This window comes from Cellulosilyticum sp. (genome assembly GCF_982396655.1).
Genome location: NZ_CEVXFV010000001.1, coordinates 138,402 through 151,709, shown reverse-complemented (window position 1 = coordinate 151,709; position 13,308 = coordinate 138,402). Strand labels below are relative to the sequence as shown.

At 34.0% G+C, this 13,308-nt stretch carries 10 protein-coding genes and 1 riboswitch; all 10 genes read left to right on the top strand.

All coding sequences use genetic code 11. The annotated features are described in order from the left end of the window. The first annotated feature begins 81 nt into the window (after positions 1–81). The 10 genes from AC1VAQ_RS00645 to AC1VAQ_RS00600 all read left to right on the top strand — a co-directional run bounded on the left by AC1VAQ_RS00645 (position 82) and on the right by AC1VAQ_RS00600 (position 13,274). Positions 82–1,290 carry an aspartate kinase gene (locus AC1VAQ_RS00645; RefSeq protein ID WP_302596952.1) on the top strand — a complete coding sequence of 403 codons (1,209 nt, stop codon included), beginning with the start codon at positions 82–84 and terminating at the stop codon, positions 1,288–1,290. A 158-nt stretch (positions 1,291–1,448) separates the two neighbouring features. After that, positions 1,449–2,357, top strand: coding sequence for a homoserine kinase (gene thrB, locus AC1VAQ_RS00640; RefSeq protein WP_302596950.1), 909 nt, complete (start codon positions 1,449–1,451; stop codon positions 2,355–2,357). 134 nt (positions 2,358–2,491) lie between these two features. Continuing rightward, positions 2,492–4,048, top strand: coding sequence for an ATP-binding protein (locus AC1VAQ_RS00635; protein WP_302596949.1), 1,557 nt, complete (start codon positions 2,492–2,494; stop codon positions 4,046–4,048). 13 nt (positions 4,049–4,061) lie between these two features. Continuing rightward, on the top strand, positions 4,062–5,582 hold the full coding sequence (locus AC1VAQ_RS00630) for a sensor histidine kinase (RefSeq protein ID WP_479903372.1): 1,521 nt from the start codon (positions 4,062–4,064) through the stop codon (positions 5,580–5,582). 300 nt (positions 5,583–5,882) lie between these two features. Continuing rightward, positions 5,883–8,024, top strand: a complete 2,142-nt coding sequence (locus AC1VAQ_RS00625) for a Tex family protein (protein WP_479903371.1) — start codon at positions 5,883–5,885, stop codon at positions 8,022–8,024. Positions 8,025–8,118: 94 nt separating this feature from the next. After that, positions 8,119–8,245, top strand: a riboswitch (FMN riboswitch). A gap of 177 nt (positions 8,246–8,422) precedes the next feature. After that, on the top strand, positions 8,423–9,019 hold the full coding sequence (locus AC1VAQ_RS00620; RefSeq protein ID WP_479903370.1) for an ECF transporter S component: 597 nt from the start codon (positions 8,423–8,425) through the stop codon (positions 9,017–9,019). A 197-nt stretch (positions 9,020–9,216) separates the two neighbouring features. After that, positions 9,217–9,636, top strand: a complete 420-nt coding sequence (tsaE, locus tag AC1VAQ_RS00615; RefSeq protein ID WP_302596945.1) for a tRNA (adenosine(37)-N6)-threonylcarbamoyltransferase complex ATPase subunit type 1 TsaE — start codon at positions 9,217–9,219, stop codon at positions 9,634–9,636. An 8-nt stretch (positions 9,637–9,644) separates the two neighbouring features. Continuing rightward, a complete protein-coding gene (gene tsaB / locus AC1VAQ_RS00610; RefSeq protein WP_302596944.1) occupies positions 9,645–10,370 on the top strand; it encodes a tRNA (adenosine(37)-N6)-threonylcarbamoyltransferase complex dimerization subunit type 1 TsaB in 726 nt (241 codons plus the stop codon). Further along, the gene (gene rimI / locus AC1VAQ_RS00605; RefSeq protein WP_302596943.1) at positions 10,357–10,797 is read left to right on the top strand and encodes a ribosomal protein S18-alanine N-acetyltransferase; all 441 of its coding nucleotides are present in this window, start codon (positions 10,357–10,359) and stop codon (positions 10,795–10,797) included. Before tsaB ends, rimI begins: the two co-directional genes overlap by 14 nt. Positions 10,798–11,027: 230 nt before the next feature. Continuing rightward, positions 11,028–13,274 carry a copper amine oxidase N-terminal domain-containing protein gene (locus AC1VAQ_RS00600; RefSeq protein WP_479903369.1) on the top strand — a complete coding sequence of 749 codons (2,247 nt, stop codon included), beginning with the start codon at positions 11,028–11,030 and terminating at the stop codon, positions 13,272–13,274. The last annotated feature ends 34 nt before the right edge of the window (positions 13,275–13,308 follow it).

Here is a 13,308-nt window from a genome sequence, read left to right as displayed (position 1 = left end):
TATAAGTTTATAAATGGATAGGTTGGGAAAATAGATATTAAAGATAAACCACTTGGTTCATCAATTAAGGAGGAAGCTAACGTGTTAATCGTACAAAAATTTGGCGGTAGTTCTGTGGCTAATGTGGAAAGAGTTTTTAATGTAGCAAACAGAATTGGAGAGACTTACAAAGCAGGGAATGACGTTGTAGTTGTTCTTTCTGCACAAGGGGATACAACTGATGATCTCATTGCAAAAGCTAAAGAAATTAGTAAAAACCCTGAAAAAAGAGAACTTGATATGCTTCTATCAACAGGAGAACAACAATCTGTTGCGCTTATGGCGATGGCACTTAAAGAACTAGGCTATCCATGTATTTCTTTAAATGCACATCAAGTAGGCATGTCAACCACATCTGCTTATGGGAATGCAAGATTTAAACGTGTAAAACCTGAACGTTTAAGAAGAGAATTAGACCGTAGAAACATTGTTATTGTAACAGGATTCCAAGGAATCAATCGTTTTGATGATGTAACTACCCTCGGTAGAGGCGGTTCTGATACAACGGCTGTAGCGATTGCAGCAGCACTTCATGCAGATAAATGTGAAATTTATACTGATGTAGATGGTGTTTATACAGCAGACCCAAGGGTTGTAAAAAATGCAAGAAAGCTTAATGAAATTTCTTATGATGAAATGTTGGAGCTTGCTTCATTAGGTGCAAAAGTATTACACAATCGTTCAGTGGAAATGGCAAAAAAATATAATGTAGAATTAGTTGTTCGTTCAAGTTTAACAAAAGCAGAAGGAACAGTCGTTAAGGAGGCTTGTAAGATGGAAAGAATGTTAGTAAGTGGTGTAGCTGGAGATGACGAAATTGCACGTATCTCATTAATTGGTCTTAAAGACACACCAGGAAAGGCGTTTGATATATTTGCAACACTTGCAAAAAAAGGAATTAATGTAGATATTATTTTACAATCAATTGGTCGTGACAAAACAAAAGATATTTCGTTCACAGTGCCAGAAACAAGTTTAGAAGATGCAAAACATGTTATTGAAGATAACAAAGAGCGTTGGGGGGTAGCAGAAGTAGATTACAATGAAAACTTAGCAAAAGTTTCTGTTGTAGGTGCTGGGATGGTATCCAATACAGGTGTTGCTTCTAAGATGTTTGAAGCAATGTATGACTCAAATATCAATATACATATGATTTCAACTTCAGAAATCAAAATTTCAATTTTAATTGATAAAAAAGATATGAATAAAGCGATGAATGCTATTCATGATATTTTCAAATTAGAAGACTAATTTTATTAGAAGATTCATTTTAATAGTTTGAGGCGAGTCGGAGGTGAAGGACAAGGTTCCTCACCTCCTTTTGCTGATTAGGAAAATGCAACTTAAATTTGACGTTAATAGGAGAAGTCAATAATGACAACTCATTGCAGAAGACAGGAGTGAAACAAATGATTAAAGTAAAAGTACCGGCAACGACAGCTAATATGGGACCGGGGTTTGATAGTATTGGGATGGCACTTGGCATATACAATATTGTTTATGCAGAAGAAATCAAAGAAGGATTAGAGATTATTATTCAAGATGGTAATCCAGATATTCCAACGGATGAGACAAATCTTATTTATAAAACAATCTGTGCTTTTTATAAAAATATCAATCAGCCAGTACCAGGTCTTAGAATTATTCAACAAGATAGCATTCCACATACAAGAGGTCTTGGGAGCAGTGCGGCATGTATTGTTGCAGGATTACATATTGCCAATGCTATGAGTCAAAGCTTCTTTTCTAAAGAAGAACTTGTACAGATGGCAGCGCAGTTAGAAGGACATCCGGATAATACGACACCAGCTTTACTTGGTGGAATGACAATAGGGGCAATGAACTCAGATGATATGAAATATGTAAAGGTACATGTGGCAGAAAATTTACACTTTGCAGTGATGATTCCAGATTTTACATTATCTACAGAACTTGCGCGTGGGGTATTGCCTCAAACTGTACCATTAAAAGATGCGGTATTTAATGCATCTAGAGCAGCACTTTTAACAGCTTCTATGTTGACAGGTGATATGGATAATCTAGAGCTTGCTATGCAAGATCGATTGCATGAACCATATCGTGCAAAACTTATTCCACATATGAATGAAATTTTAGAACAGGCACGTGAGTATGGTGCAAAGGGGACATTTTTAAGTGGGGCAGGACCAACACTTATGGCTGTTGTAAAAAATGTAGTTGCTTTTAGAAAAGAAATGGTAAGTTTTCTAGAAGGTCTAGAGAATAAATGGCAAGTCCAAATGATTCAAGCTGACAATGAAGGGGCAAGAGTTTGGATTAATGAAGAATTACGTTATTAATTAGCAATAAGAAGCAACCTAAAGGTGACAAAACTTATAGGTTGCTTTTTTGTTGAATTATAGTTAATATTTGAAAAAAAATAAAATATATGATAATATAAAGACGCATATAAAATTAGAATGGGGTAATAAAATTGAATAGACAGGTTTTTAGACATGGGGTAGTAATAAGTGCTTTGTTGGGATGTATTATTTTAAATAACCCGTCATTAATAGAGCATAATATAAAATCTATAAGTATATTAATATGTCAATTTATAAATGTGATTTTAGGCGTTGCAGGATTTATGATGACGATGATTAATATTAATTATGAAGAAGATAATCCTGTAATTTTGCTCGCATATGGGTATTTTTTAATGGGCTTTTTAGCAGTATTAAATATATACGTATATATAGGGGCTAATCGAGGGGAACCGATTTCAATTAATTATTATAAGAATCGTTTATTAATGCAGGTATTAGAAGGTATATATATATGTATTGTATTAAATATGGTGAATCAGAAGCAGCGGATAAAAGTATGGATGGGCATATTAGGGGCCATATCATTGATTGGGTTTGGATTTGTCATAAAGGGAGATTCTCTATTTTATTTTAAAATAGAGAGTTCATATAAAATAATATATCTTATGGTAATTGCACTTATCGTTTTAGCAAGGTATAGGTGCTATAAGCACCAGGTTTATGAGGTGGATTTTGAGAAGATAGAAGTAGCAATGGTCTTTAAGGGGATGTACTTACTGGGGGCAATTAGTGCAAAAATGGAATTTAATAGTACATGGATGTTAGTGCTACATATTATTGATACGATACATTATATTTATATTTATGAATTTATTTATGCGACAATAAAAAAGCAGTTTTGGGGGCCGGCAGGAAATTGCCTCAATAATACACAAAGTGAATTAGAAAAAGAAGAGCTGGAAAAGCATAATTTAGTATTTGCTTCTTATGCTTTGAAACAGTATGTAAATACAATTAATCATGAAGCCACACTGTTAAAAAAGAAAATGGAACGAAATTGTGGCACGAGAAGTTTAGCACATTTAGAGAAAATAAAGAAAAATTGTATGAGGCTGATGAAACTTAGCAATAATATATTAGATTTGGGCCGAATGGATATTGGAAATGTGGCACATCACTATAAGTCGACAAATATGAATCAGCTCATAGAAGTACTTGTAGAGTCTATTTTACCTTATGTTGAAAGCAGGGGGTTACAGATTGAAATTAAGCAGACCAGTAAGCCTATTTATTGTTATGTAGATGCTGATGATATAGAGAGGGTGCTTTTAAATCTTATTTCCAATGCTATTAAGTATAGTAAACCTAATGGAAAAATTAGCATTTACATTAATGAAAAACAAGAACGTGCCTATATATGTGTAGAGGATACGGGTATAGGAATCCCAGAAGAAAAATTAAAAAATATATTTGAACGCTTTGAGCGTGTTGAAACTGGCTTTGCAAGGACGCAAGAAGGTAGTGGGTTAGGACTTGCTATAGTCAAAAATATTATAGAGGCACATCAAGGGAAAATTAATATTTGTAGTAAAGAAAATCAAGGAACATTGGTGAGCTTAAATTTACCTATTTATCAGGGGCAGAAAAATAGACAGTTGGATATAAGATCTAAGGCGACACTTAAGCGCAAAATTGAAGTGGAGTTTGCAGACCTAAAGAGATAAAGGGGAGAAAAACGTGGTTAATAACATAAAGAGAGATATAATAGTTCTAGTAGGGGTAATAGGCACACTTTATGCTATTGCTAAAATTTTGGAGATTAATGAAATTCATCAGTTTTTATATATCATGCTTATGATTATTGCAAGTATTATGATGTCTTGTATGCATGTAGTATTGTATAAGGGGGTTAATGTAGCAGAGTATACAGCATATCGCATGATAGCTACAATGCTTAACTTTCAGAGTATTAATATGTTATTAGGGTTATTAATGAATATGACGAATCATATAGCACCTATTACTTATATTATGGTACTATTTGAATGCAATTTATTAGAACTCTTCTGCATACCGTTTATTATTAAGTATGTTGGAAAGCAAGTAGAAAAGGAAAGAATAGTAGTATTTGTTGCAGTGAGTTTTTTTGTTTCTACTTTAATTAGTAAGAAGGTGTATCATTACTGTGGCATAGGTGTATATGAAATACTCATGATTATAATCGCAGGCTTATTATTCTTCTCTAATTTTATTGGAATGAAGCTGACGAGAGATTATAGTTGGAAGTTATCTAAAAAGGGGTACATATATTTAAATGCTTATTTTATAGCAAGGTGTATATATTATGCTTTGGGTATTTATCAATCTTTACATAGAGAAGCGCCAGGCGCCATATATATGCGTTGGATTCTTATGGATATTCGCGTTATAACAATGTACTTTTTGGGGATAAGTATATATTATAATTGCTTAGAACTGACATGGAATCAGTTAGTAGAAAACGTTAGAAGTACAAAGGAAAAACTTTATAGTAATAATCAAGACAGGGATACAATTGTCAACTTATCTCATGAACTAAAAACACCAATTAATGTGATTCAAAGTGCAACACAAATACTAAGATTAGATGATAAATTAGATAAGAGTGCCGTGAAGGAACTTCAAAATATTCGTTATCAATGTAATGAAGCGATGAAGCTTATTACAAGTATGATTGATATAAATAAGCTTAGGGGAGGCTATTTGAAACCGAAATTTGAGGTATATAATGCTGTTGAAGGCATGGAAAATATAATAGATGCTTTTGCGACAGAGTATGAGGATGCAAACCTTATCTTCAATACAAATGAAGAAGAGGTTAATTTAAAGATGGATATTGACTTGCTACAAAAAGCAGGTATGTATATTATAGGAATGATGCTTAATCACGGGCGAAAAGATATTTATATAGATATGTACTATAGTACCATTAATAGGCAACTTAGTATAAGAATTTATGCAACAGATATATGTCAGTTTATTTCAGAACATAATAATGATGTGGCAAAATGTAAGACGGAGCAAGTGGGCGATATACTGGCGTTAGAATTTATAAGACGTATTTTAGCATTACATGAGGCAGAAGTTATACATGAAGCAAGTGGATGCCTCCGCATTAATTTTATAGGCATGATAGAATCAGATGAAGAACCCGTTTTTTTAGAAGATAATATTGGGTATTTAAAGGATCAGATTAGAAGTTGTTATCATATAACTTAAAAAGGTAGAAGTGGGATAGAGAAACCAAGTAAAACCTTGAAATATACATGTAGGTAAATAGGTTTCTTCCGATGATTTCACATGACTAAAAATCATGAATAACTAAAATTTATAAATGTGAAATCTATAGAGAAACCAACTAAAACCTTGAAATATACATGTAGGTAAATAGGTTTCTCTCAATGATTTCACATGACTAAAAACTGTGAATAACTAAATTTTATAAATGTGAAATCTATAATAAAAGTATTAAATATGCTAAAATAAGGAATTATAAATCAAGTAGATAAGGAGAATACCATGGATATTGTACAGATTTTACAACAGGAATTAGGTATTAAAAAGGGACAAGTAGAAAATACAATTAAGCTGATTGATGAAGGAAATACTATTCCTTTTATTGCAAGATATAGAAAGGAACTCACAGGCGGTTTAAATGATGAGGTATTACGTCAATTTGGGGAACGTTATACTTATCTGCAAAATTTAATGGCTCGTAAGGAGCAAGTTATCAAAAGTATTGAAGAACAGGGTAAACTTACAGAAGAATTAAAAGCAGCTATTTGGTCAGCAGCGACAGCTACAGAAGTTGAAGATTTATATATGCCTTATCGTCCTAAAAAACGTACGCGTGCGACTATTGCCAAGGAAAGAGGATTAGAGCCACTAGCAGCAATAATTAAGGAGCAAAGGGCAAATAACATAGAAGAGCGCGCTATGCAGTTTGTAAATGAAGAAAAGGGTGTAGCTACTCTTCAAGCAGCAATTGATGGGGCAAAAGACATATTAGCAGAAGAGATTTCAGATGATGCGAAGTATAGAGGTTATATTAGAAAGCTGACCTTTAATAAAGGACTAATCGTTACAAAGGCTAAAGATGAAAAAGAAAAAACAGTTTTTGAAATGTACTATGACTATAGTGAAAAAGTAAGTTCTATACCAGGCCATCGTATTTTAGCCATTAATCGTGGAGAAAATGAAAAGGCTTTAGGGGTTAAAATTGAAGCACCCATAGAAGAGATTGCTGCTTATTTAGAACGTAATGTTATTCAAAAAGAAAGTACAACAAGCGTTTTATTACAAGAAATGCTTCAAGATGCTTATAAGAGACTTATTGCACCAGCTGTTGAACGTGATATTCGTAATGAACTCACTGAAAAAGCACAAGAGGGTGCACTTGAAGTCTTTAAGAAAAATCTTTATCAGCTTTTAATGCAAGCACCTATCAAAGGACATACTGTCATGGGAATTGATCCAGCATATCGTACAGGCTGTAAGATTGCAGTTGTAGATGAAACGGGCAAGAAACTTGATAAAACGGTAGTTTTCCCAACACCACCACAAAATAAAATTGAAGAGTCTAAAGAAGTGCTTAAAGCACTTATTGAAAAATATGATGTAGATTTACTTTCGATAGGAAATGGGACAGCTTCTCGTGAAACGGAAAAATTCGTAGCAGATATGTTAAAAGAAATTGATAAGAAACTGCATTATGTTATTGTCAATGAAGCAGGGGCTTCTGTTTATTCAGCCTCTAAATTGGGTACAGAGGAGTTTCCAAATGATGATGTAGGGGTAAGAAGTGCAGTTTCAATTGCAAGACGCCTTCAAGATCCCCTTGCTGAACTTGTAAAAATTGAACCTAAGGCAATTGGAGTAGGACAATATCAACATGATATGAATCAAAAACGTTTGGAAGAGTCTTTAAGCGGTGTTGTAGAAGGTGCAGTAAATGAGGTGGGTGTAGATATTAATACAGCTTCAGCTTCCTTACTACAATATGTAGCAGGAATTAAAAAGACTGTGTCTCAAAATATTATTGCTTATCGTGAAGAGGTAGGTAGTTTTAAAAATCGTACAATGATTAAAAAGGTGAAAGGATTAGGGCCAAAAGTATTTGAGCAATGTGCAGGGTTCTTACGAATTCTTGATGGGGATAATTTCTTAGACAGCACAGGTATACATCCAGAATCCTATCATATTGCTAAGGCGCTACTTAAAGAGTTAGGCCTTAGTGAAGCTGATTTAGGAAAAGGGCAATTACATGGTTTATGCAGTAAAATTACAGATATTGAAGCTTTAGCTCAAAAGTTAGAAACAGGGGTAGCAACACTAGAAGATATTATTAAAGAGTTAGAGAAACCAGGTAGAGACCCTCGTGAAGATATGCCACAACCTATCTTACACAGTGAAGTGTTAGAGATTAAAGACTTAAAAGAAGGCATGAAGCTTAAGGGTACAGTTAGAAATATTGTGGACTTTGGTGCCTTTGTAGATATTGGTGTACATCAAGATGGACTTGTACACCTATCACAAATGAGTAATAAGTTTATTAAGCATCCGTTAGAAGTGGTTAAAGTAGGCGATATTGTGGATGTTAGTATTTTATCTGTAGATGTAGAGAAAAATAAAATATCTTTAAGTATGAAAAACGCTAAATAGAAGTATAGAATAAAATTAATAATAAAAAATAGATTAAAGTACTTGAAAAAATATTGAGATTGGCGTATAATCTAGGCAAATCAAATAAAGCAATTTAATTCTTCAGGGCAGGGTGAAATTCCCGACCGGCGGTGATAGTCCGCGACTGCATTACATAGGTAATGCACTGATTTGGTGAAATTCCAAAACCGACAGTAAAGTCTGGATGGTAGAAGAGCTAGAATGTATAAGATGAATTCGGAGAAAGTATTTTTCAAGAAATACATTTCTTTTTAAACTTAGACCATTACAAGCAACCTGTTGAAAGAATAGGTTGCTTTTTTTGATTGAATAAAAGATAGTAGTTGTTTTATTTATTATGGTTTAGGAAATCATAAGTTTAAGGGAGGATTCAGATTATGAAAGATAAAAAATTACTTACAACAGCTAATATGGTGAAAATCGGGATTTTAGGTGCATTAGCAATTGTACTTATGAGAACCTTTGAGATTCCATTGCCTATTTTTCCAAGCTTCTTAAAGATAGATTTTGGTGATGTGCCAGCGGTTATTGCAACACTTGTTATTCATCCACTAGGAGGGGTCATTGTTGTAATCATCAAGAACCTACTTGCATTATTTAACTCAAGCACTGGTGGTGTAGGTGAAATTGCCAATGTAATCGTAGGAATTGCTTATATTGTTCCTATTGCATTTATGACTAGAAAAAATGCTAGTATCAAAAATATTATTATAGGTAGTGTAATCAGTGTTATTCTTATGATGGGTGCGGGGATGATCACAAATGCCCTCATTACAATGCCACTTTATGGTGAAGAAGCATGTATAGGAATGGGTGCAGCTATTAATCCAAACATTGTAGACAAATGGACATTTTTACTATATGTAATCGCGCCATTTAACTTAATAAAAGGTGTGCTTGTTTCAATTGTAAGTACAATTTTTGTAAAGGCAATAGAACCAGCACTTAAACATTTAAGAATAAGTAGAGCTTAAGTACTTTAAAGCATTTAAAGACAAGGCATATTACGGAGCAGGAGGGATAGCTTCGTAGTAGGCCTTGTCTTTCTTTTTAAAAGCAGACAGTGTATAATTTATAGAATGCTGTCAATATTTAAAAGGAAAGAGTTGCAACTTTATAAAGTGCGTATTAGAATGAAAAAGTAATGATGTATGAGAGAGGATAATTAATAATGACCGTTTATGAAACGACTAATGAAAAGGAAACCTTTGAGATCGGATATGAAATAGCAAAGAATAGTTTAAAAGGGGATATTTATTGTTTAATAGGTGATTTAGGTGTAGGGAAAACTGTATTTTCTAAAGGATTTGCAGAAGGTCTTGGCATTACAGAGCCTATTACAAGTCCAACTTTTACAATTGTACAGGAATATGAAGGTGAAAAACCACTTTATCATTTTGATATGTACCGTATTGAAGATCCAGATGAACTTGAGATGATTGGTTATGAAGATTATTTCTATGGGCAAGGTGTTTGTCTTATAGAGTGGGCAAATAATGTAGAAGATGTTATTCCTGAAGAAGCTAAATGGATTTATATTGAGAAAGATTTAGAAAAAGGTTTTGACTATCGTAAAATAACTATAAAGTAGGTGGAAAAATGAACATATTAGCAATTGATGCTTCTGGGATTGCTGGAAGTGTAGCATATATTAGAGATGGAAAGTTAGCAGGTGAATATTATATTTGTCATAAGTTAACGCATTCTGAAACAATTATGCCTATGTTAGAGCATATGAGAGATTTAATAGGGATAGATTTAGAGAAATTAGATGCAATAGCTGTAACAAGTGGGCCAGGATCATTTACAGGTCTTCGTATTGGTGTAACTACGGCTAAGGCGTTGGCATTAGCTTTAAACATACCTGTTGTAGGGATTCCGACGTTAGATGCTTTAGCACATAATATGACACATACTACAGCAACGATATGTCCAATTATGGATGCACGTAGAAATCAAGTGTATACAGCTGTTTACAAATGGGAAGGCAGTGAACTTATGCGTTTAACAGACCATTTGGCATGTGACATGGATGAACACTTAGAAATGCTTGCAAATAGAAATGAAGACATCCTATTCCTTGGTGATGGTGTAGAGATTTATCGTGAAAAAGTTATAGCTAAGTTAGGAGAAAAGGCGTTATTTGCACCAGGTTTCTTAAATCTTCAACGTGCTGGCACTTTAGCAGAAGCAGCATGCAAGGCTTATGAAAGAGGAGAAGCTTGCGATGCAGATACATTTGTACCTATTTATCTTCGTAAATCACAAGCTGAAAGAGAACGTGAAGAGCGCCTAGCAAAGGAACAAGGTAATGGTAACTGTTAGAAGAATGACACAGGAAGATATTGAAGGCGTATATGATTTAGAATGTCGCAGTTTTAGTATCCCTTGGTCATTAGATTCTTTAAAGAAAGAAATAGAAAACCAGCTTGCGTATTACATTGTTTTAGAGTGTGAAGAAAAGATTATAGGTTACGGTGGCTTATGGGGCATATTAGGAGAAGGTGAGATTACTAATATTGCTGTAGATAGTGATTATCGCGGTAAGGGATATGGCCATCTTATTGTAAAAAGTTTAGTGGACTATAGTAAAGCGGAAGAATTTGAAAGATTAACGCTAGAAGTAAGAAGTAGCAATGAAGTGGCACAAAAGCTTTATGAGAAAAATGGCTTCCATAAAATAGCTGTTCGAAAAAATTATTACCAAAAGCCCACAGAGGATGCTATTATTATGGCACTGGAGAATAGGTAAGAATTCATAATGAAAAGATTTAAGGAGGTGCACTATAAATTTTGGAGCATGAGTTCTAGAATTTATAGTGCACCTCCTTAAGTTTATTACAGGAAGATTACAATTTGAAAACAGAATATGAATAAGAAAGGTCTAAGACCTTGAATATGTTATAATAATTCGGTTGAAAAAGTTAAAAAAAGTAAAAAGTGTGTATAATAATAGGCGCTTTAAGTAAAAAGGAGTAAACTATGAAAAGAAAAGTAACTAGTATATTACTACTTAGTACAATTGCTTTTAGTAGTTCCTATACGTTTGCCGAAGATCTTCAGGTGATAGAAGGCCAACAAGTAGTTGAACAAGAAGAAAGTAAAGAAGAAGTTATAAGTGAAACAGTGGAAGTGAGTGAAGAAGTTACAAGTGAAACGGTGGAAGGCGGTAGAGAAGATACAAAAGAAGCATTAGATAGTATCTTAGAAGAAGAGAATATAACTAGTACAGAGAGCAGCGTGATAACAGGGACAACAACGCAAGTAGTGCTAACCTTAAATTCGAAAGTTGCTGTTGTAAACGGTAGCAAAGAACAACTTTTAAATCCACCTACCGTAGTAAATGACCGTACATTTTTACCACTACGATTTGTAGTAGATGAAATAGTAGGTGCACAAGTGGATTGGAATCAAGAAACACAAACTGTAACAGTTACAAAGGGTAGTAAAGAAATTATTGTAACCATAGGAAGTAATGTGGCAAAAGTTGATGGTGTAACGACGGTTTTAGAAGCTGCACCTTTTGTGAAAAATGGGACAACAATGTTGCCTGTACGTTTTATAAGTGAGAATTTTGGTATTGAAACGGTTTATGATAGTAAGACAAAACAAATTACACTAACAGGTAAAGATGATAGACCCAATACACCGCCAAACGCATACTTTTACTTTGGTCAATCAACCTATACAGAAGGTCAAGTCGTTAATATTTATGAAGAAAGCACTGACCCAGAGGGTGATAAAATTGTAGAACATAATTGGAAGGTATCGGGTGATATGAATGCCACAGCCCATGATATTAAAAATATTTTTAAGACACCTAAAGTAGGTATTTATACGATAGCATTACAGGTAAAAGATAAAAGAGGCCTATGGAGTGAGTGGTATGAAAGAGAAATTACAATAGAGCCTAATAAGGCACCAGTTATTACTTTTTTAGAACCACTTAAAACAAGCTATGCACAAGGGGAAAATATAAAATTAACTTATTCTTATGATAATGAGAGCTGGGAAGAGATTGTAAATGAAAAATGGACTTATCGTCATGCGGAAGATCCAGTGAATAAAGCAATTTTAGGAAAGCCTAAAGCAATGTTTACAGAAGGTGATTACATTGTAACACTAGAAATTGATGATGCGGCAGGCAATCGTAGTGAGAAGTTTGAAACAACAGTACATATTACGAGTCAGGTATTAAAAAGTGAACTTATGTACCGTTTCACAGAAGGAACGATAGGAGAAGTCATTGATAACTTCGAAAAGATTAATTATCGTGATTATGCAGATGCTTTTATTAGCCAAAGGGGCAGTGTAGCAGGAACAATGATTATGAGTGATTCACCAGAGGTAGTTTCTAGAGATGGCCTTTTATATCGTGATGTGATTAATGGAAAGGGTAGAATCTTATTACACCATTTAAATGGATATGATCCAAATGGTTTCTCAGGAGATAATAGACGCCTTGTACTTGTAGCAGAAAATACATCGACTAAGCCAGTAAAAGTTATTGTAACTAATAAATCGGTTAAAGGACCGGCTACAGATGTATTACGTATAGGTCAAAAGGTGTTATATGATTACTTGGTGGGAAGTGAAAAAGAAGTTTATACATTAGAGCCAGGAGAACGTAAATTCATTTATGATTCAAAGGCAAGTAAATGGACATATGGACAATGTATTTCTGGACTTATGGATATTGAAACAACAGGTGAGGTTACTTTCACATCAGCAGTTGTCAAACATGGGGTAACTGTTAATGATATGGTAGGTATGGAACTTTTACAACAGGATGTACATCCAAGAGGTACATTTGATACAACGGAAATTACATATAAGCTTAATTTAAATGGCAATGAACCAACGAAATTACTTATTGGTACAGGAACAGAAGAGTGGGTAAATGGACATGATGCAATCACAGGCGCCGTTGTTCAAAATCGTGGAAACTTTGGGGTGACATACCGTGTGACTGTAACGGCAACAGTAGATACAGGTGTGATTTTAAATCCAAGAGCTACTAATTTTAGAGGGGCTATCAAGTGGGATGGCGATTCCTCTAAAGTATATAACATTCCAGAATCAGGCTCATTTACTGCAGATACTTCTAAAGCAGCAGTTTTAGGAATTATTAAAGCAGGTGAAACAAGGACATTTGAATACATGTTGCCAAATGGTTCAGCAGCACCTATTTTAATCGGATTTATACCAAGAGCATATTGGAATAACTAATACATAAGAAAAAAACGACTGAAAATATTTCGGT

Coding starts and splice junctions, on each gene's coding strand:
- AC1VAQ_RS00625 (WP_479903371.1), top strand. CDS start 5,883: ATGGATATTGTACAGATTTTACAACAGGAATTAGGTATTAAAAAGGGA.
- thrB (WP_302596950.1), top strand. CDS start 1,449: ATGATTAAAGTAAAAGTACCGGCAACGACAGCTAATATGGGACCGGGG.
- tsaE (WP_302596945.1), top strand. CDS start 9,217: ATGACCGTTTATGAAACGACTAATGAAAAGGAAACCTTTGAGATCGGA.
- tsaB (WP_302596944.1), top strand. CDS start 9,645: ATGAACATATTAGCAATTGATGCTTCTGGGATTGCTGGAAGTGTAGCA.
- AC1VAQ_RS00620 (WP_479903370.1), top strand. CDS start 8,423: ATGAAAGATAAAAAATTACTTACAACAGCTAATATGGTGAAAATCGGG.
- AC1VAQ_RS00600 (WP_479903369.1), top strand. CDS start 11,028: ATGAAAAGAAAAGTAACTAGTATATTACTACTTAGTACAATTGCTTTT.
- rimI (WP_302596943.1), top strand. CDS start 10,357: ATGGTAACTGTTAGAAGAATGACACAGGAAGATATTGAAGGCGTATAT.